General features: G+C 68.6%; 12 protein-coding genes, 1 tRNA gene and 2 pseudogenes. 9 read left to right on the top strand and 6 right to left on the bottom strand.

Features of this window, described 5'->3' with window-relative positions; genetic code table 11:
• Positions 1–318: 318 nt before the first annotated feature.
• Positions 319–2,796: a tetratricopeptide repeat protein gene (locus ACH4S8_RS04395; protein WP_398390826.1), complete on the bottom strand. Its 2,478-nt coding sequence runs from the start codon at positions 2,794–2,796 to the stop codon at positions 319–321.
• A 533-nt stretch (positions 2,797–3,329) separates the two neighbouring features.
• Between ACH4S8_RS04395 and ACH4S8_RS04400 the strand changes: the two genes are divergently transcribed.
• A complete protein-coding gene (locus ACH4S8_RS04400) occupies positions 3,330–4,268 on the top strand; it encodes a MerR family transcriptional regulator (protein ID WP_398390828.1) in 939 nt (312 codons plus the stop codon).
• A 146-nt stretch (positions 4,269–4,414) separates the two neighbouring features.
• Positions 4,415–4,909, top strand: a pseudogene (locus ACH4S8_RS04405) (GNAT family N-acetyltransferase).
• Between the two features lie 35 nt (positions 4,910–4,944).
• Here ACH4S8_RS04405 and ACH4S8_RS04410 read toward each other — a convergent pair.
• Positions 4,945–5,100 (bottom strand): annotated as a pseudogene (locus ACH4S8_RS04410) (IS256 family transposase); the annotation flags it as partial.
• A 391-nt stretch (positions 5,101–5,491) separates the two neighbouring features.
• Here ACH4S8_RS04410 and ACH4S8_RS04415 point away from each other — a divergent pair.
• Positions 5,492–6,928 carry an FtsW/RodA/SpoVE family cell cycle protein gene (locus ACH4S8_RS04415; protein ID WP_398390829.1) on the top strand — a complete coding sequence of 479 codons (1,437 nt, stop codon included), beginning with the start codon at positions 5,492–5,494 and terminating at the stop codon, positions 6,926–6,928.
• A 433-nt stretch (positions 6,929–7,361) separates the two neighbouring features.
• Positions 7,362–7,700, top strand: a complete 339-nt coding sequence (locus ACH4S8_RS04420) for a thioredoxin family protein (RefSeq protein WP_398390831.1) — start codon at positions 7,362–7,364, stop codon at positions 7,698–7,700.
• Positions 7,701–8,084: 384 nt separating this feature from the next.
• Here ACH4S8_RS04420 and ACH4S8_RS04425 read toward each other — a convergent pair whose 3' ends face one another.
• Both ACH4S8_RS04425 and ACH4S8_RS04430 read right to left on the bottom strand, forming a co-directional pair.
• The gene (locus tag ACH4S8_RS04425; RefSeq protein WP_398390832.1) at positions 8,085–8,612 is read right to left on the bottom strand and encodes a hypothetical protein; all 528 of its coding nucleotides are present in this window, start codon (positions 8,610–8,612) and stop codon (positions 8,085–8,087) included.
• A 345-nt stretch (positions 8,613–8,957) separates the two neighbouring features.
• On the bottom strand, positions 8,958–10,190 hold the full coding sequence (locus ACH4S8_RS04430; RefSeq protein WP_398390834.1) for a cytochrome P450: 1,233 nt from the start codon (positions 10,188–10,190) through the stop codon (positions 8,958–8,960).
• 487 nt (positions 10,191–10,677) lie between these two features.
• Here ACH4S8_RS04430 and ACH4S8_RS04435 point away from each other — a divergent pair, with 487 nt between their 5' ends.
• The gene (locus ACH4S8_RS04435) at positions 10,678–12,105 is read left to right on the top strand and encodes a hypothetical protein (protein WP_398390836.1); all 1,428 of its coding nucleotides are present in this window, start codon (positions 10,678–10,680) and stop codon (positions 12,103–12,105) included.
• On the top strand, positions 12,102–13,892 hold the full coding sequence (locus ACH4S8_RS04440) for a hypothetical protein (RefSeq protein ID WP_398390838.1): 1,791 nt from the start codon (positions 12,102–12,104) through the stop codon (positions 13,890–13,892). The genes ACH4S8_RS04435 and ACH4S8_RS04440 overlap by 4 nt, the downstream gene beginning before the upstream one ends.
• Before the next feature lie 167 nt (positions 13,893–14,059).
• On the opposite strand, the gene ACH4S8_RS04445 is transcribed toward ACH4S8_RS04440, so the two are convergent.
• Entirely contained in the window at positions 14,060–14,716 is a 657-nt protein-coding gene (locus ACH4S8_RS04445; protein WP_398391730.1) for a TetR/AcrR family transcriptional regulator, read from the bottom strand.
• A gap of 147 nt (positions 14,717–14,863) precedes the next feature.
• On the opposite strand from ACH4S8_RS04445, the gene ACH4S8_RS04450 reads away from it, so the two are divergent.
• Positions 14,864–15,703 carry a patatin-like phospholipase family protein gene (locus ACH4S8_RS04450; RefSeq protein ID WP_398390840.1) on the top strand — a complete coding sequence of 280 codons (840 nt, stop codon included), beginning with the start codon at positions 14,864–14,866 and terminating at the stop codon, positions 15,701–15,703.
• A gap of 307 nt (positions 15,704–16,010) precedes the next feature.
• On the opposite strand, the gene ACH4S8_RS04455 is transcribed toward ACH4S8_RS04450, so the two are convergent.
• Positions 16,011–16,083, bottom strand: a tRNA-Gly gene (locus tag ACH4S8_RS04455).
• 216 nt (positions 16,084–16,299) lie between these two features.
• On the opposite strand from ACH4S8_RS04455, the gene ACH4S8_RS04460 reads away from it, so the two are divergent.
• Both ACH4S8_RS04460 and ACH4S8_RS04465 read left to right on the top strand, forming a co-directional pair.
• The gene (locus ACH4S8_RS04460; RefSeq protein WP_398390841.1) at positions 16,300–16,560 is read left to right on the top strand and encodes a hypothetical protein; all 261 of its coding nucleotides are present in this window, start codon (positions 16,300–16,302) and stop codon (positions 16,558–16,560) included.
• Positions 16,561–16,956: 396 nt separating this feature from the next.
• On the top strand, positions 16,957–17,343 hold the full coding sequence (locus ACH4S8_RS04465) for a hypothetical protein (protein ID WP_398390843.1): 387 nt from the start codon (positions 16,957–16,959) through the stop codon (positions 17,341–17,343).
• Positions 17,344–18,231 lie beyond the last annotated feature (888 nt).

Consider the following 18,231-nt stretch of genomic DNA (forward strand, 5'->3'; position numbering starts at 1 on the left):
CGGCATCGGCCAACACCACGGTCAGCACGCGCCGCGGAATCCACCACGACTGCGGCGCTCATCCCACCTGCCCGGAGGCCCTCCTGCGCAAGCCGGGTACCTTCCCTTGAGCGATCACCCTCGAACAGGCCGAAGCCGCAGGGAAGTTCACCCCCGTCCATGAAGCCCGGTGGACACGAGACTGGCCGCCGCTTCGCATGCGGTGACGGTCTTGTCGTATCTGGCGGCGATGCTGCGAAGCCTTCGAGTCGGTTGAAGCAACGCTCGACGACGTTGCGCCGACAGCCCGGTCCATAGCCGGGGTCGTGACCACTCAACTCACGTGCCGCTTGCTTCTGCAGCGGTCAGAGAGTCACGTGTTGCGACCGTTCTCTGATTGGCCGGACCGAGGGTTCGCGTTCGTAGGTCCAGAAGTGCCTGAAGCTCTATGACCGCCTCTTCTCTCCGACCTTGACCAGCCAGGGATTTGCCCAGCGCGAGTCGGGCGTCTCCTACGAGATGATGCTCGGGCCCAAGCACTCGGTTCTCGACGTCGATGACCGCCCGCAGTTCTGTTTCCGCCTCCCGGTGACGTCCCTGCGCGCAGACCGCCCGTGCAAGTTCGTAGCGGGCGTCGAGTACGTTTACGTGTTCTTCTCCCAGGACCCGTAATTCCGCTGCCAGCACTTCGCGCAACTCCTCCTCTGCTTCCTGCACCCGGCCGAGTTCCGTCACGACCGAGGCACGGTTGGCGCGGGCCTGCAGCGTGTACGGGTGATGGGCGCCAAAGACACGCAGGCGGGTCTCGACCAGTTCGCTGTACATCTGCTCCGCCTCCGCGAAGCGCCCCTGATAGGAAAGTTGCAGGCCCAGGTTGTTGTAGGTCATCAGGGTGTAGGGGTGCTCAGGACCGAGCACCCGGATCCGAGTCCGCAGCAGTTCGCGGTAGCCGGCCTCGGCTTCCGCGCACCGTCCTCGCTCTCCGACGACCCGCAGCAGCCAGTGACGTGTGGCCAGAGTCTCCGGATGCTCTGGCCCCAGCACCCTGAGCTGGTCGCGCAGCACATCGCGGCAAGCACTCTCGGCCTCCGCGAGGCGCCCCTGCTCCACGAGTAGATGTGCCGATTCATGCCGTGTGGCCAGCGTGGCGGGATGATCCGGGCCCAGGGTGTCGAGTTGAGCCGTCAAAATGCCGCTCAGCTGCGATTCCGCTTCGCCAAGGCGTCCTTGGTACAGGGCGGCGAGGGCTCGTTGATACCGGAGACAGAGCACCGCCTCGTGGTCCGCGCCGAGAGACTCCGCCTGACGCAGAGCGTCGGATGTCAGTGCTTCCGGAGCCGACCACACCCCGCTCCACCGCAAAGCCGAGCAACTGCTCACCACGGCCCACGCAATGGCAGCAAGGCCCTCGTGGTCCAGTGCAGCCGGGGGAAGACACAGCAGGGAACGCACATGGGGCAGCAGCCGTAGCCAGACAGGCCAGTCCTCAGGGGCATCCGAACGCAGTCGTCCAGTGGCAACCTGCAGCGCGCGGGCGGCGGTTGCCGCGATATGAACGTCCAGGTGCTGGCGGCTGGCTGCCGCCACCAGCGGGTGCACGGCGACGCTGGCCGCTTCATCGGGGCCAGGCGGTGCCCCCAGTTCGAGCAGGCCCACGGAGAGCAACGCTTCCAGGCCGCTCCGAACCGACATATCGGCTATGCCGAGACCGTCTCCTAGAACCTGTAGGTCCAGCAGCGCGGAAGTGATGTCCACGGACGGGGCGAAGCAGGACAGAGTCCTCAGCAGCGGTCGGGCATGGGCTCTGTCCTGCGCGGCCAAGGAATCGAGGGACAGTTCCCAAGTCTGCGTCACTCCCGATCGGGCATCGGTCGCCTGACCCATGAGAAGAGGAAATCGATCGTCAAGCGCTGCCAGATAAGAGGTGAAAGTACGTTCCAAAGCAAAAGGTGACCCCAGATACCTCCCTGCTTGGTGAAGGCCCAGCGGGAGGCCGCCGAGGCGTTCGGCGAGCGTTTGCGCCTCAGCCGGACTCCCGGCGTGCGGAGCGAGATCCTGAAGGATACGGGCGCCCGCCGCACTGTCCAGGCAGGGCACTGGTACCAGGACGCCATGGCGGCCCCAGGCTCCCTGGTCTTTGACCCGGCTCGTCACAACGATCAGGCCGGCCTGCGTGGCGCGGAGCCAGCCGCTGCCATCTCGCGCTGAAGCATCACCGAGACTCAAGACGCCGGTGTCATCAGCGTTGTCGAAGACGAGTAGCCAGCCCCTCTCCGTTTCCAAGCGTTCCCACAGAACATCGGCGGCGTTGCGAACTCCGGCTCGCGCTTCCTCCACGTGCGCGGGCGACGCGCCCAACGTGAGAGCCAGCCCGAGGAGGGAACCCAGCAGTGACCTCTCCTCCGTGGCGGACACCCACCACACGCTGTGCCCTTGGCGTTCTGCCCTCTCTGCCAGCGCGAGGGCCAGCGTTGTCTTTCCTGCGCCTCCCATACCAGCCAGCACCTGGAAGTGGCCGTCAGGCGCGGCCAGTCGGCCGCTCAGCAGCTCCAGCGCGTCATGTCGACCGTGGATCTGCCCCAGTCGTCCGGTCGGAGGGTGAAGAGCTTGCGCGACGTGAGCTGTGGCAAGAGCTGATCGCGGGGATTCCTCAGGCGTTCTCAGCGACGGGTCCCGCCTCGCTCCGTTCGCCGAGGGTGGGACCGGATCGCCGACAGGCGCAGGATCACGCGCTTGTCGGCCCTGGACGAGCGCTACGACAACACTCATCACGCCCGCGACGGTCCCGACCACGGCGAGTGCTGTCACCAGATCCACACAGTAACTCTAGGGTGACGGCACACACTGCAATGAGGATGTCGGATCCAGGCCGGAAAGCCACGCACGGGTGGCGGTTCCCTTCCGATCTCGCACGGTATCAGGCAAAAACGGACACCCGGCCGGGTGTTCTGCCTGTCGGATGGACGAGGGTGGGATTGTCCGCCTCGGCGTTCTGAAGAAACTGCTGGGGGACGACGCTGTTGCGGGAAACCGGTGATCCTTGAGCGTTCCGCCTCGGTGATCCGCCGCTTGCGGCTCTGTCCGCCCAGATCCCCCAGCCCTTACAAGCGCAAGTAGTCGAAGTGGTGTAACCGGCGGCGGACCGTCTTTCGGCTGTACCTCAACTCGTCCGCGGTAGCGGGAACTTACTGCCCAGCTCAGCTCGAGCATCCGTGCCCGCAGCGCAAGATCAGACGGCGCTTTGCGTGCTCGCGACGAGGAATTGTCAAGACTTGTGGATGAGGAGTAGTTGCCTGCTGGCAGGTGAATGGCCTTGAGTCTCCAGTAGGGGGAGACACAAAGGTGGGGACATGGACGGCGACACGCTCTACCCGATCGGCGAACTTGCTCGACGGACCGGTCTCACGGTCAAGACCATTCGGTTCTACTCCGATCGCGGAATCGTGGCGCCGACGGACCGCAGCCCGGCCGGCTACCGCCTCTACGGCATCGACGCCGTCGCACGCCTGGACCTCGTACGGACCCTGCGCGAGCTGGGACTGAACCTTCCCACGATCCGCAAGGTCGTGGACCGCGAGCTCTCGCTTCCCGAGGTCGCCGCAGCGCACGCCGAAGCCCTGGCCGTGCAGATCCGCGTCCTACGCCTGCGGCACGCGGTGCTGACGACGGTGGCCGAGCGCGGGTCCACACCTGAGGAGACGGACTTGATGCACAAGCTGGCCAGGCTCTCCGAGGACGAACGCCGACGTCTGATCGGCGATTTCCTCGACGCCGCCTTCGGCGGTCTCGACACCGACCCCGCATTCGCGGGGGTTATGCGCTCGATGACCCCCGAGATGCCCGACAACCCGGAGGCAGAGCAGGTCCAGGCGTGGGTGGAGCTGGCCGAAATGTCCCTGGACCCGGGTTTCCGCGCCGTCGTGCGGCGGATGGCCGAGGACCAGGCAGCCGAGCAGACCCGAAGCGACATGATGGGCCCGCGCCGCGACATCGCCGCAGCCGTCCGTGACCAGGCCGGCCCGGCCCTGACCGCAGGTATCGACCCGGCCTCCCCCCAGGCCGATCCGATCGTCGCGGAGTTCACGGCGTACTACGCGCACCTCCTCGGCCGCCCCGACGACGTCGAGCTTCGCCGCCGACTGGCGACTCGGCTGGAGAGCGTGAACGACCCACGCAGGGAGCGATACCTCCAGCTACTCGCAGTGGTCAACGGCTGGCCGGCCCCGGAGACTCTGGCCCCAGTGTTCGATTGGTCCGTCCAGGCTCTGCGCGCCCGGACACAGCAATGACGGGGCGGTCGCAAGGCGGCATGGGGTGGACGCGGCAGGCGTCGGGTGAAAACGCCGCCGCATATGATCGGTTGATGAGTGCCCCGGTCGTACTTCAGGTGGCCGCGTCGCCGGTCTCTCCCGCTCTCGTTCTTCGCCCCTGGCGCATGGAGGATGTTGCCGCATTGGTCGAGGTGAGCCGGGATCCCGCACTGCGCCAGTGGGCGAGCTCTGTCGTGGACAACGATGCCGAAGGGACACGCTGGGTGCAGGCTCAGCAGCAGGGCTGGGCAGTGGGGGACCGGTTCGGCTTTGCCGTCCTTGAGGCACAACCCGGTTCAATTCGCGAACAGTTGGTGGGCAACGTGGTCCTCAAGGAAGTTACCTCCGGCAAACCGGCGGCCGAAGTGGGCTACTGGACCGCGGCGCACGCTCGCGGGCGGGGAGTGGCCTCCCGCGCTCTGGAGGTACTCACCAGTTGGGCCTTCGACACCTTCGAAGCTGACGGGCTGTAGCGTCTCGAACTCCTGCACCAGGTGGACAACCTGGCATCGTGCCGGGTTGCGCAGAAGAGCCGCTACGACTTCGACGCCATCGTGCCCGCGGCACCGCCCTCCTTCCCCCGCGATGGCCACCTGCACATACGGCGCACGAGTGCCTGAGATCCTCCCGGCTTCTGCGGATCGGCTGAGGCTGCTCACGCTGAGAGGGTCTCGGAGCGTTCGACGAGGTGGCCGCGTTCGAAGCGCGCCCCGGCACGGACCAGAGCGACGAGGTGGGGTGCGTTCACAGCCCGCCAGCGGGTTTGGGCTGACTCGACCAGCTTAAGTGCCTGTGTCAGATCCGCTGATCTGTGACATTCCGTGACGGCTGGAGTTCTTCAACATCCCGGCCGCTTTCGCCGAGTTCGAAGTGGACCTCCTGCGTATGCGCACCGGGAGGTGCACGGCCGTAGGCAGGGCCTGGGGAAGCCGAAAAGGCAAGCAGCCCAAGCTGAACGCCCGCCAGTAGGCATACCTCCCCAAGGAGCACGCCACTGGACCATCGCTGACCCAGGGAACCATTCGTACCTCTCTGGCATCTACAGCATCAACGCCACCAAAAGCGATCATGACGTCCCCCTCGATGTCCCCGCCACGACCGCAACTCCGGTCCCTGGCTCTGGCCGGGCTTCTCAATGGACGAGCAGAAGGTCATCTCGCTGTGCGACACGAGGTAGCTACCTTAAGAGGCACTTTCACACGATGAGCAGTACAACCAATACGCCGACGCACCACACGTCCACCACCGGCTCCGTGGGTACCACAGACCGCCGCAACACCGAGCTCGCGTTGCTGGCGTTCGCTGTGGTGATCCCGCTGTTCGCCTATGCCAATGTGGGCCTGGCCATCAACGGGTCGGTGCCGTCCGGCATGCTGGGCTACGGCCTCGGACTCGGTCTGCTTGCCGGCGTCGGCCATCTCGTCGTACGGAAGTTCGCGCCACATGCCGACCCGCTGTTACTTCCGCTGGCCACGCTGCTGAACGGGCTCGGGCTGGTGGTCATCTGGCGGCTGGACCAGTCACCGAGGCTTCAGCAGCGTGCCAAGACGCTCTTCGGGGGATTCAGTCCGGACACCCCCAAGCAACTGCTGTACTCGGCACTCGGCATCGCGTTCTTCGCCGTGATCATCGTGTTCCTGAAGGACCACCGGATCCTGCAGCGCTACACGTACATCTCCATGGTCGTCGCGCTCATGCTGCTCATCGCGCCGGTATTCTTCCCGGCCGTCAACGGCGCCAAGATCTGGATCAGCCTCGGCGCGTTCACCATCCAGCCCGGCGAGTTCGCGAAGATCGTCATTGCTGTCTTCTTCTCCGGCTACCTGATGGTGAAGCGTGACGCGCTAGCGCTGGCCAGCCGCCGTTTCATGGGTCTGTACCTGCCGCGTGGCCGCGACCTTGGCCCGATCATCGCTGTGTGGGGGATAAGCCTGCTCGTCCTGATCTTCGAGACTGATCTCGGTACGTCGCTGCTGTTCTTCGGAATGTTCGTCGTCGTCCTGTACGTCGCCACCGAACGGACCAGCTGGATCGTTTTTGGTCTGCTGATGTCGTCGGCCGGCGCGGTCGGTGTGGCCTCCTTCGAGCCGCACGTTCAGCAGCGCGTCGACGCCTGGCTGCATCCCTTCTCGGACAAGGTCATGGCGCAGAGCGACCAGATCGCACAGTCGCTGATGGCGTTTGGTTCCGGCGGAGTCCTCGGCACCGGATTCGGCCAGGGCCACTCCGACCTCATCGGGTTCGCCGCCGACTCCGACTTCGTCTTCGCCACCTTCGGCGAGGAGCTGGGCCTGGCCGGTGTGATGGCGATCCTGCTGCTGTACGGACTGATCGTCGAGCGCGGCATCCGCATCGCGCTCGCCGTCCGCGACCCCTTCGGAAAACTGCTCGCGGTCGGCCTGTCCAGCGCATTCGCCATCCAGGTGTTCGTTGTGACCGGCGGTGTCATGGGCCTCATCCCGCTGTCCGGCATGACGATGCCCTTCCTGGCATACGGCGGTTCCTCCGTCATCGCCAACTGGGCACTCGTCGGCATCCTGCTGCGCATCAGCGACGCCGCACGCCGCCCGGCCCCAGACCCCGCCTCCCACCCCGACGCCGAGATGGCCCAAGTGGTCCAACCGCAAGCCCTGCACTAAACGAGGCGCCCGAATACGGTCAGTGATCGAAGGCGGTGAGTGATCGGCTCACCGGTCAGGCCGCTTTGGGTATTCCTGCTCGTGGGATACGGGATACAGACACCGATGCTCGCTACGGGCATGGTGTCGCCCGTAGCACTCGAAGTCGCCGTTCGTGATCGACGTACGAAGCCGGAGGACGACCCCGCACCGGCGAGCGCCGGTGATGCCTAGGCAGACACCCTCGACCGCGCCGGTGGCAATCAGCCGACCGTCGGCAAACGCCGCGCCGTGACGCAGACGGTCGAGGTGGCCGGTCAGGCAGCGGTGACAGGCGTAGACGATCCCTCCCCTCCCCTCCGGCAGGTCAGCTTGGCGACCGATCGGGCCGGACTTCCGCACGGCGCGGGAGATGATGGGGATGGAATGACGGAACGCAAGGTCAGGAGCTTCCATGGCGAAGCGGGTTCACCAACCCCGTGAGGACGCGGAGTTCAATTTCATCCTGGGCATGAGCACAGTCCCGGTCCTCGCCTACTTCACCGGGACATGGCCCAAGGCGATCGAGCCCTGCCGGGCGATGGACCCCGTGGTGGGTGGCATCGCCGACGAGTACACCGGCCGCCTGACGGCCGTCCGCGTTGACATTACGCGCTGTCCGGCTGCAACGAAGCGATACGGGATCACCGGAGCTCCGTCCTACGCCCTGCTGAAGGACGGAGAAGTTGTGGCGCACGGCACGGGGCCCATGACCGTCGCCGAGGTACGGAAGTTCCTCGACGGCCATCTCTGAGCGGCCACCGCGGCACTGCGGCCGCGACGTCCGTCACCCAAGCCGTGGACATGCCGTCCGGGATCCAACACGGCCGACGCCGTCCTGCCCGGCGGCTCGCGTCAGCCGACCACCAGGCACGCTCAAGGCCTGGCAGCCGGGCCCTGAAGCACGTCTTACGCAGGTAGCAGGGATCTGCCCGCCTCGGACGACTCACCAGACCGAGCCGGTACAGCCGCATTTCCGTATGCCGGACCGATGTCCGTCCGCCAGATTTGCCTGGACACACGACACCGGACGACCTCGACAGCGGCCGGCTGTCACGGCTTCGCCGTGGTGATCACCCGGCCGAGATCGCCCAGTACAGCGATATCAGTGGACGGCTACCCCTGTCGTGCCGAAGGCTCAGGACGCCAGGTCGAGTACGGCCCACACCTGCCGGCCCTCGCCGGTCGTCTCCGTCCCGCAGCTCACAGCGCCGAGTTCCCCCAGACGGGCCAGGACATCGTCGTCCTGCGGCCGCGACGGGCGAGGCTGGTGACTGAAAGCCAGAACGAGTGCCTGATTGTCCTGTTCAGCGAGATGGAGGCTGACGTGCCGGCCACCGTCCGCCACGACCGCAGCCACCAACTGAAATACCAGTGCCTCCAAGCCGTCCGGCGCCTTCAGACCCCACTTGCGGAGTCGTCCCGCCACTTCGGCGACTGCCTTCCCCGGCGCCCATGGCTGCGCTTCCAGAGACCAGGCGGCGCCCTGACGGTTCTTCATCACCGCCCGCCCGGCGCGGCCGAAACGCTGCGGCACGGGAACGGACGACGATTCCGGCCGCGTCTGGGGCGGCGGGGGCGACGGCGGCTTCTTCGGAGGCGGAGGAGTCTTCGGCGGGTAGTCGGGGCGCGGCTTGATCGCCTCAGGCCCGGTGTCCGGCTCCATGGCAACCCCTTCGCGTTCCCGCGTACGTGCTCACCCATCGTAAGGGTCGCATCAACTCTCTGCCACGGATCCGCTGATACGCGAGGCAGTCCCTCCCCCGAGGCGCCACGGCTGCACCGACCGTCGGCGGCCGGCGCAGCATCGCGATCGTCTGAAGACGGCGGGCAGCCCGAACAGCCGCCGCCGATGACGATTTCGTCAACGTCTCGTTCATCGGCCCCAGTTGTGTCGCCAAAGGTGTGAACGATTCCGTGAGAGGAACGGCAGACCCCCGCGGCCTCGGCGGTGTGCGCGTCCCGGTCCCGCACACCCGCGAGCCGTTTCGGGCTGGGGCCGTACGCCCTGTCATCGCGGAGCAGTGGCTTCTTTGTTGATGGCGGTGCGGACCGGAAGGCTGAGGAGGCCGCGGGATCGCATCGAGGGCCGCCACTGCAGTTCGCCTGGCGGCACGTCGAGGGCCAGGTCGGGGAAGCGGTCGAGGAGGGCGGACAGGGCGATTTCGGTTTCCATGCGGGCCAGCGGAGCGCCGAGGCAGTAGTGGATGCCGTGGCCGAGGGCGAGGTGACCGGTGGCGTCGCGGTCGATGTCGAAGTGGTCCGGGTCGGTGAAGCGGTGCGGGTCCCGGTGGGCAGCGGCGAGGCACAGCAGGATCGTCTCGCCCGCGGGGATGGTCACATCGCCGATGGTGACGTCCTCGGTCGGAAACCGGCGGATGGCCAGGGGTACCGGACCGTCGTATCGGGCCAGTTCCTCCACCACCGCGCTCATGCGGGTGGGATCGGACCGCAGTTGGGCCAACTGGTCGGGGTGGCGGAGCAGGGTCAGGACCGCGTTTCCGATGAGGTGAACCGTGTTCTCGTACCCGGCGAACAGGATGAGGAAGGCCAGGGACATCAACTCGTCCTCGCTCAGCCGGTCTTCCTCGTCTCGCACGGCGATCAGCGCGGAGAGCAGGTCGTCGGTCGGAGCGGTTCGCTTGTCGGCGATGAGTTGGGTGAGGAACGACAGCAGGCTGCCGATCGCTTCTTTGGCGAGGGACGGGCGCGCTGGATCGGGAGCGACGAGAGCGTCGGTCCATGAACGGAAGTCGAGCCGGTCGGCCGGGCCTATGCCGAGCAGGTCGCAGATCACGGTGATGGGCAGTGGCGCGGCGTACGAGGCGATCAGGTCCACGCGTTCAGCCGCGGCGACAGCGTCCAGCAGCTGGTCGGCGGTGCGCTGGATCGGTTCGCGCAGTTGCTCGATCTGGCGTGGGGTGAAGGCCCGGGTCACCAGGCGTCTGATGCGGGTGTGGTCCGGGGGGTCCATGTTGAGCAGGTTGGCGTCCAGCGCCGGCGGTAAGGCCATGCCTCGGTAGCCGCCCGGCGCCCCGTTGCGCTTGTCCAGGGAGAGCCGCGGGTCGGCGAGTGCCCGGCGTACGTCGTCGTAGCGGGTCACCAGCCAGGCAGGCAGCCCGTCCGTCCCGGTGATCCGGTGAACCGGTCCGGCTCGGCGAAGCTCCGCGTAGACGGCGTACGGATCGTCAGCGAGTGCTGCGGGAGCAATTGCGGTCTGCCGACCGGGGGTTGATTGGGTCATGCCTTGACCCTACTTATCAGGGTCGATGCAACATCCGGTTCAGCTCCTGTGAGCGGTTTTTGAGTGGCTGAAAGGTAGGGCATGTATCCCTTGCCGCGTGGTGCGGCCGGCTCTTGCCGTGACCGGGAAGGGTGTTGAGCCTCCGGTGAGAGTGCCGTGCCGTGCGATCGTCTCGAACACGCCTGGGGAACACGGCCGATCGTCCGGACCGGGGACCGCAGGCCGAGCCACGGCTCGGCGTCGTAGGGCATCGAAATCGGCCACCACGCTCCTGCCTCCCGCTGCCCGTCCAGAACCGCTGTGACCCGGCCCCGCAGGTCACCGCCGACAGTCCGTGGCAAAAGTCCTCGGCAGGGCCTGGAAATGTGGTGGGATTTCGGACCCCGGGAACAGGCCAGTGTCGTATGCTCCCCGCAACGCCGCCGTCACGGTCCGTATTTCGGGGGTCCTCGGCGGGACGGGTGGTGCGCTGGGGGTGGGGGTGGGGATGGACATCGACCTTGACCTGGACGCGGTGACGGCAGCCGGGCCGCTGGAGCTGATGGTTCACACGGCGGTGGGCTCGGCATCCGGGGGGATCGCGCCGCTGATCGGGCCGCTGCTGAAGGCCGGGAAGCTGGTCAGCGACCACCTGACCCGGCAGCAGATGGCCGCGCTGACCGCGGCGGTGAACCGCGCCGCGACCATCGGCCTGGTCGTCGGTGGTGCCCAACTGCTGCTCCACGGTGTGGACGTGGCGCTGCGCTGGTACGAACTCGCCACCTTCGAGCAGCGGTTGGAGAAAGCCGTGCGGGCCGAGCAGTGGCTCGACTCCCTGCGTGCCGCTCAGGCGGCCTCTCTGGCACGCATGGAGCACGAGTACCGCCTGGCGGAAGCGCGGTACGAGGCGGTACTGGCCTCGTATCCCTTCCACGCTCCTCCCGGTGCGCTGGCCGAGGAACTGCTGCTGACGCCCGGCGGGCGCCGCAGGCCGGTGCTGCTGCTGCCTGCCGACCCGCCGGACGTGCCGGCGCACAGTCCGTGGAGCGGGGTGCGGCATCGCATCGTCCAGGAACTGGGCGCCTACCGTGAGGTGGTGGAGGTGCGCGCCGCCGACCGCCCCTTCGACTGGCCGCACGCGGAGCTGCTGCGCCGCGACCTGGACGCGGTGCCCGCGCTGTACCTGCGGCCGGCGATCACCGGCTACGACCTGGAGATCCGGCTGGGCGGCAGCCGTCTGCTGCCCGGCGGCATGCTCCCGCTGCTGCCGGCCACGCCCGTGCGGCGCGTCGGCTTCCGGGAGCCGGGAGAGTGGGAGCCGGCCCAGTTGCGGGCCCTGGGGGTCGCTTCGGAGGCGGTGCCGAGCCCGGGGCGCAACGCCGACCTGAACTTCGAACGTGCCGCGCGGGCCGCGGCGTTCGCTGCCGTGATGGCGGTGGACGCTCACCACCTGCTGCACCGCTCGGCCTACGACGAGCGGGTCGATACGGCCGCGGAGCGGGCGGGACTGGCCGGTGGCGGCTGGCCGCCCGGCCTCGGGGTGCCGCTGGAGCTGGTTGCCGACCCGCCCTATCACCTGCTGCACCAGGCCCTGCGGTACACGGCGCGCGGGCAGGGCGACGCGGCGCTGTTCGCCGCCGCCGCTGCCGCGGCCTGGCTGGCCGGCGAGGCAGTCGTGCGGCCCGGCAGGATCGCCGGCGCCCTGGAACGGGCCGTCGCCTCCGGCCGGATGACAGCGGCGCACGCCCGCAAGTTCCGCGAGGTGCTGCCCGCCCTGGGACGAGAGGGGCGGCTGCCGCGCAGCCTGGCCAGGGCCCTGGACCGGCTCCCCGCCGCACCGCCGGAGCGACCGCCGACGGTGCCCCCGGCCGCGGGCGGGCCGCCGGACGAGCCGGGGCCGGGCCTGTTTCCGCCGGCCGGAAGACCGCTGCTGTGAAGCGGCCCGAGCCCGGGGCGCGGCTGGTGTTCCTGGGGCTGCCGGGCGCCGGTGCCGGCGCCCTGGCCTCGACGGGGCTGCGGGCGGCGCGCAGAGCCGTGTGGCTGCGTCCCGACGGGCCACGCGCGCGCCAGGCCGTGGCCGGGCGGGTCCGCGCCGTGGACTCGGCCGAGCAGTGGCGGCTGATCCGGCGCCGGCTGCGCCCGCCCCGGCCCGAACCCCGGGCGCCGCGGCCGACCCCGTACCGGGACCTGGTCCTCACCGTGCTTCCCGACCGGGCCGTGGCCGAACCCGGGCCGGGCGGGAGGCAGATCACCAGTGCCGCGCAGGCCGGCGCCGGCGGACTGGTCGTGGCGACCGCGCTGGGCGGCCACACGTGGTGGGAGCACCGGCTGCTGGTCCACCAGGTGCAGGCGGCGGTCGAGGCGTCCTCGGGACGGTCCATGGTGCTCGCGGTGACCGGCTGCGGTCGCCTGACCGACCCCGAGGCCGTGCGGGAGGCGTTCGGCCCGTGGGCGGTCTACCTCGGCACCGGCCAGAGCACCGGCCGCCTGCGCGGGATCACCGTGCCGGTGGGGCCGCCCGGGCGCGGCAGTCTGAACGCGGCCGTGCCCCTGCTGTGGCATCTGAACCGCACGGAGACCGACCTGACCCGCGGTCAGCGGCGGCGGACGCGGGCCGTCTTGGAGCGGGCGGCGGCTCCTGGCCGCCGGTCGTCATCGTGGCCGTGGGAACGCGTGCGGCCGGTGCTCGCGGCAGTACCGACCGCACCGGACCGTGACGTCCGGGTCACCGTCCTGGGTGCGCCCGGCTCGGGGCGTACCGCCGTGCTCGCCGCGATCCACCGGGTACTCACTCCGGAGGCGCCGGGCCTGTGGATGCACCTGCCCGACCCGCAGGAGCTGCGTGACCTGATCGCGCTGCGCCGGGCGCAGGAGGGTGAGGCCGTCGCGGCCTCCGCCGCCCGCCGGCACTGGACCTTCCACCTTGCCGACGGCACCGACACGGTGCTGAACGTCGACTGGCTGGAGGCCGACACCGCCGAACGGGTCGACACCACCGGTCGGGGGAACGGTGCGAGCGAGCCGGGCGGCGCCGCACCCCTGCCGGCCCTCGCCGGCCGGGTGCGGGACGGGGCGTGCGCCGTCTTCGCCATCGACGCGGAGCACCTGGTCGTCCCGCTGGATCCCGGGCGGGCCGCCGCCGTGGGTGAGGCGACGGGCGCGCACCGGGCCGACACGGTGATCCGGGCCGCGGCGACCTTCCACCGCGATCGCGGCACACCACCCCCGCTGGTCGTGATGCTGTTGACCGGGGCGGAGCGGCTGCTTCAGGACGGCCGGCTCCTGCGCACCAGGGAGGGACTGGTGGCCGATCTGCGGCTGCTGCTGCCCTCGGCCTTCTCCCCCGACGTGCTCGCGGCACTGTGCCCGGTGAGCACGACCGGCGGTGAAGGGGGCGGGCCGGCCGGGGCGCAGGCTCCGGCCTGGCTGCTGCTGCTCCACCGGCTGCGTACCGAGGCCGACCGGCTCCGCCGGCTCGCGGCCGCGGAACGTGCCGAGGCCCAGCGGCTGCGCCAACAGGCCGAGGACCGCCGGGCGAGCACCGCCAAATGGAACCCGCGCCGGCTCCTGAGCTACCGCGACGACCGGCGTGCCGACCGCGGCAAGAACCGCGCCCAGAACGCCGGGGCCGCCGCGGCCGCCAACCGGGAAGTCGAAACAATCCTGCACCGCGACCTGCGGGACACCACTGTGCTGCTGGGTGGCGAGCCCTACACCGGCTGACCCCCGCGCCCCTGCCCTGCGGTCGGCGTGGGCGTGGCAGCCGGCTCTGTCACCGCCGGTTCCGGCTGCCGGCAGTCACAGAGCCCTCCGACCCGGTCGCGACGGCGAAGCGTGGAGAGTCCTGGTGAGGGTGGTCCGCCAGGGGCACCTCGTGGGCCGGAGATCTCTCAACGCCGTCCGTGCGGGCCCAGATTGAGCAGCACCGTGCCGAGATCGGCCTCGCTGAGGGCCGGCGTCGGCAGAGGGGGTGTGGCCGGGCGGGCGCGAAGGCCGTCGAGGAGCAGGGTGAGCGGGCGCACCCAGGCGTCCGGGGCTACCGTGACGAGGGCGGGAACAGCGCGGCCCAGTGCTGCCAGGGCGAAGAGCAGGTCCTCGGTGGTGAGGTCCGGGCGGACGGTGCCCTGCTCCTGACCGAGCCGGAGCAGGCCGTCGAGGGTGGTGCGGTTGTGGGCGTGGATCGCCTCCAGGGAGGTGACGCCTTCCAGGTTCGTGGTCATGAGGTCGTTGGTGCCGCGGTCTGCGGCAAGGCCCGCGAACACGGTTCGTAGGTACTCCGTCAGTCCCGTCCATGCGTCTTCGGCGGTACGTGCCCGGTCGCCCGCTTCCGTGGTCTCGGTGAGCGCATTTCGGAAGACCTCGTCGACGAGCGCCGCGCGGGTCGGGAAGTGGCGGTACAGGGTGGCGTTGCCCACGCCCGCCCGCCGGGCGATGTCGTCGAGCGGGGCGTCCAGGCCCTGTTCGGCGAAGACCTCGCGGGCCTTGTCCGTCAGCAGTTTCCGGTTGCGCAGCGCATCGCGGCGTGCTCGCGGTGGACGGTCACCCATCATGTCTGCCCTCGCCCTTCTCCTCGTACCGGGGAGTGCTCCCCGGTACGGATGCTATCGTCGGCAGATCAAACGGGGACTACTCCCCGTTTTGGTTCCCGCGGACGGGACGTTCACGGGAATGCCGTTCGCACGGAAGGGGGAAACGTGTCCGACACCGCACTCGTGCTCGGTGGCGGCGGACCGGTGGGCGGGGCCTGGTTGACCGGAGTGCTCGCCGGACTCACCGCGGCCGGAATCGATCTCGCCGGCGCCGACGTCGTGATCGGAACCTCCGCAGGCGCCGTCTTCGGATCCCGACTCCTGGGCGGCGTCCCGGCCGCGGATCTGTACCAGCGCCAACTGTCCGGAGCGGACGCGGTCCATCTGCCGGTGACAGCACGCCAGACGGCGCGCTTCCTCTGGGCGGCGCTCGGCTCCCGACGACCCCAGCAGTCCGTCGAACGCCTTGCCCGGGCAGCCCTGCGCGCCCGAACCTGCCCGGAGGCGGAGGTCTTCGACACGGTCGGCGCGCTCCTGGGCGACATCCGTGACTGGCCGGAGCGGGAACTGCGGATCACCGCGATCGACGCGGAGACCGGACGACTCGAGGTGTTCGACTCGCACTCCGAAGTGACACTCCTCGAAGCGGTCGCGGCGAGCTGCGCCGTGCCCGTCGTATGGCCACCCGTCACCGTGGCGGGCCGCCGCTGGATGGACGGCGGAAGCCGTTCGACCGCCAACCTCCAACTCGCACGCGGATACCGCCGAGTGCTGGCAATCGTGCCGCTCCCCCAGGCGGTCGGTCCGCATCCGAGCGCCTCGCGCCAGGCCGCGGAACTGTCCGACGACGGCACCCGCGTCGCCCTGCTGTCCCCGGACCGCGCCGCGCGCCGCGCGATGGGCCGCAACATGACGGACGAGACGCGTCGGCCGGCCGCTGCCCGCGCGGGCCACGCCCAGGCCGACGCCCTGGCCCCGTCGGTGGCCGAGCTCTGGCAGGGGTGAGGTGAGGTGAGGTGAGGTGAGGCCAAAACACACCTTGCCCGACATCTACTACGGCGACCGATCGCACGACTCAGGATCCTGGCCGGCCTCGGACCGGGCTCGCTCGGCAGAGCCGAGCAGTCGCGGCCCAGGGCGTCACAGTCGTTCATCCAGCAGGGCGCTCCGCCTTGACGCCCTGAACCACGCCCGCTCCACGGTGTGTGGGTCGACGGCAGACGGGATGGGAGCCGGGGTGAGTGGTGGGTTGGCGTGCGCGGTGAAGGCCCGCGGTGGCATGACCGCAAAGGCTCTGGAAACGACAAGAAGGCGGAACTGGCCGGAATCGAACCGGCGTCCTCGCGTTTGGCAGACGCGCGCGACGACCTCTGCGCTACAGCTCCGCCCCGGCCGCCATCCTAAGCGTTCCCCCTGCTGCCAAAGCGGCACCCGTGCCCGTTCGACCGGGAACTGGGGCACAGATTCAAATCCTGTGCCCGGTTCGGTGCGCCTTTCGCGGCCTATGAACGTCGCCCCGCCGTCCCGCATCAGTACGCCCCCGACCACGTGAGCCACCTTCGGCCCAGGTCACGACAACTGCAGAGATCTAGCCGCATGGCTTGATCGCGCTCATCATGGGCGGCATGCAGAATGATCAGAAGCAAGCAAAATCAGCAGGCCGCAGCCGTCTAGATAGGGCTTCGGTGTGCCTTTTTGCGCTGGGGTGCTTTATCGCGACGCTCTACCTCGCCGGAGTGATCCGGGATGGGGACCACTATGCCCCCATCCTTGAGCCCGCCACTGCACTACTGATCGCAAGCTGGACTGCCGGAGCCGTGCACCTTCGCCGGATCAGCAAGGAAGCCAAGCAGCGGCCATAGGCCCCGAGCGGTACAGCAGCGGAGTACAGCAACCACCCCGGCCGGGACCAACCACACATGCCCTCAGCGGCCCGTCCGGGCTTCCCGTCGACCTTCAGCAACCTCCGTGCCCATAGTTCGCATCGAGGGGTGGGGAGCCGTAAGGACTTTGAGCAGCGGCGGCCGGAGACGGACGGAGCGCCCTTCGCGAGTGCCGGCCAGAGCGCGGATGACTGGTCACCAAGGCGTGTCTGATAGTGATCAGGTTGCGGCAACTCTTCTCTGCGGAGGCGACGGGCTGCCTGTGGGAAGGTCTTGCATGTGATGGGTCAGGATGGCGTCCGGGTCCGCGAGCTCGTACTCGTAGACGGAGTTCGCCCTGCGGACGTTGTGCGTGTCCATCGCGAAGCGCTCCACGTGCTGCGTTCGAGCATCGACGCAGCCCACATCGACGCCTACAGCGGTGACGCCTGGCCGCCCGAGGTTCTGTACTCGTACGAGCGCGCCCTCCTGCTTGCTCGTGAGCAGGTTGCACGCGGTCATCGCTCCAGGCGCTCCGATCCCGGGATGGGGATCGACATTGATGTCCGAGACGACGGGCAGTTCGAAGTGCTGTCGGACTTGGCTCCTTACACAATCCACACCGAAGGCTGGCGGGACGGTCGGCAGATCTTCAGTGCCAGCGACTCGGGAACCGCCCTGTGGATCGAGGTCACGCAGGAACAGGAAGCAGCACTTCTGTCCCAATTGGGTCTGCTGGGGATCCCATCGGGTGTGCTCACCGTCCTTGCATCCGGGAGCTAAGTGACATCAGCGACTGACACCAACAAGGGCGAACGGCCGTGGCCGACGCTGAACGTCAGCGGACAGCCAGCCGAGGCGCCAGGCGGGTGGACCAACACCGGCAGCACCCCCGTCATTGACCTGATAAGGATGTAGGCCGAGGGAAAACCCACGCTCAGCCGACGACTCGGGGCTTCAATCGACCCACGATGCATCGCCGGCTCGACTCGGGTGTTGAGACTCAACTGGCCGCGCCGGTATCTCCGTAGCAGGTGCTTGCGCAGACGTTGTCTTCAACTGTTCCATGCCTCCATGACGCAGCGATCTTTTGTGGGCGGGTTCAAACGCCGCTTCAGCCCGCATCCCACTCAAGTGCCACGAACGACTTGGCAGAGATTTATTAGAGCCAAAACGGATTCCGGCTGGCCACTGCTGGTGTTCAATTTTTTCACATCTGCCTTTTTTGTCGCGATTTTCATATACTCGGCACTCACTGCCCATGTACTCCCGGCCTTCTACTGGTGGTTGAGCGTCGGCTGCCTCCTTGATCTTCTGCAGACTGGACACGTGATGGTGTGTGTCGCCAGAGGTCAGGCGGGACGGCTCGCACCAGAAGCACCCGGGACTTCGCCAGACCGTGGCATGCAGCAGGGCAGGCGTACCCGCCTTGGCGGGTACCAGGGCAAACACACCTGAGGTCCGCACGCGCCCAGAAGGTGCCGCACAGTAGCGAAGACCGCAACCGACCGGCAGTAGCCGCTCACGGCCGTCTGACCAGGCGAGCAGACCTCTGCAACCTTCGTGCCCATAGTCCACATCGAGGAGACAGGGCACGGCCCCAGGGCCGTGCCACTCTCGTGCCAGAACGGACGGGGACTCACGGGGAACCGAGGTTCATAGGGGCGAGTT

This window comes from Streptomyces sp. NPDC021080, from assembly GCF_044333225.1.
Lineage (GTDB): Bacteria > Actinomycetota > Actinomycetes > Streptomycetales > Streptomycetaceae > Streptomyces.

Excerpts from the sequence above, each read along its gene's own strand:
- ACH4S8_RS04400 (WP_398390828.1), top strand. The coding sequence starts at position 3,330 with ATGGACGGCGACACGCTCTACCCGATCGGCGAACTTGCTCGACGGACC.
- ACH4S8_RS04415 (WP_398390829.1), top strand. The coding sequence starts at position 5,492 with ATGAGCAGTACAACCAATACGCCGACGCACCACACGTCCACCACCGGC.
- ACH4S8_RS04420 (WP_398390831.1), top strand. The coding sequence starts at position 7,362 with ATGGCGAAGCGGGTTCACCAACCCCGTGAGGACGCGGAGTTCAATTTC.
- ACH4S8_RS04425 (WP_398390832.1), bottom strand. The coding sequence starts at position 8,612 with ATGGAGCCGGACACCGGGCCTGAGGCGATCAAGCCGCGCCCCGACTAC.
- ACH4S8_RS04430 (WP_398390834.1), bottom strand. The coding sequence starts at position 10,190 with ATGACCCAATCAACCCCCGGTCGGCAGACCGCAATTGCTCCCGCAGCA.
- ACH4S8_RS04435 (WP_398390836.1), top strand. The coding sequence starts at position 10,678 with ATGGACATCGACCTTGACCTGGACGCGGTGACGGCAGCCGGGCCGCTG.
- ACH4S8_RS04445 (WP_398391730.1), bottom strand. The coding sequence starts at position 14,716 with ATGGGTGACCGTCCACCGCGAGCACGCCGCGATGCGCTGCGCAACCGG.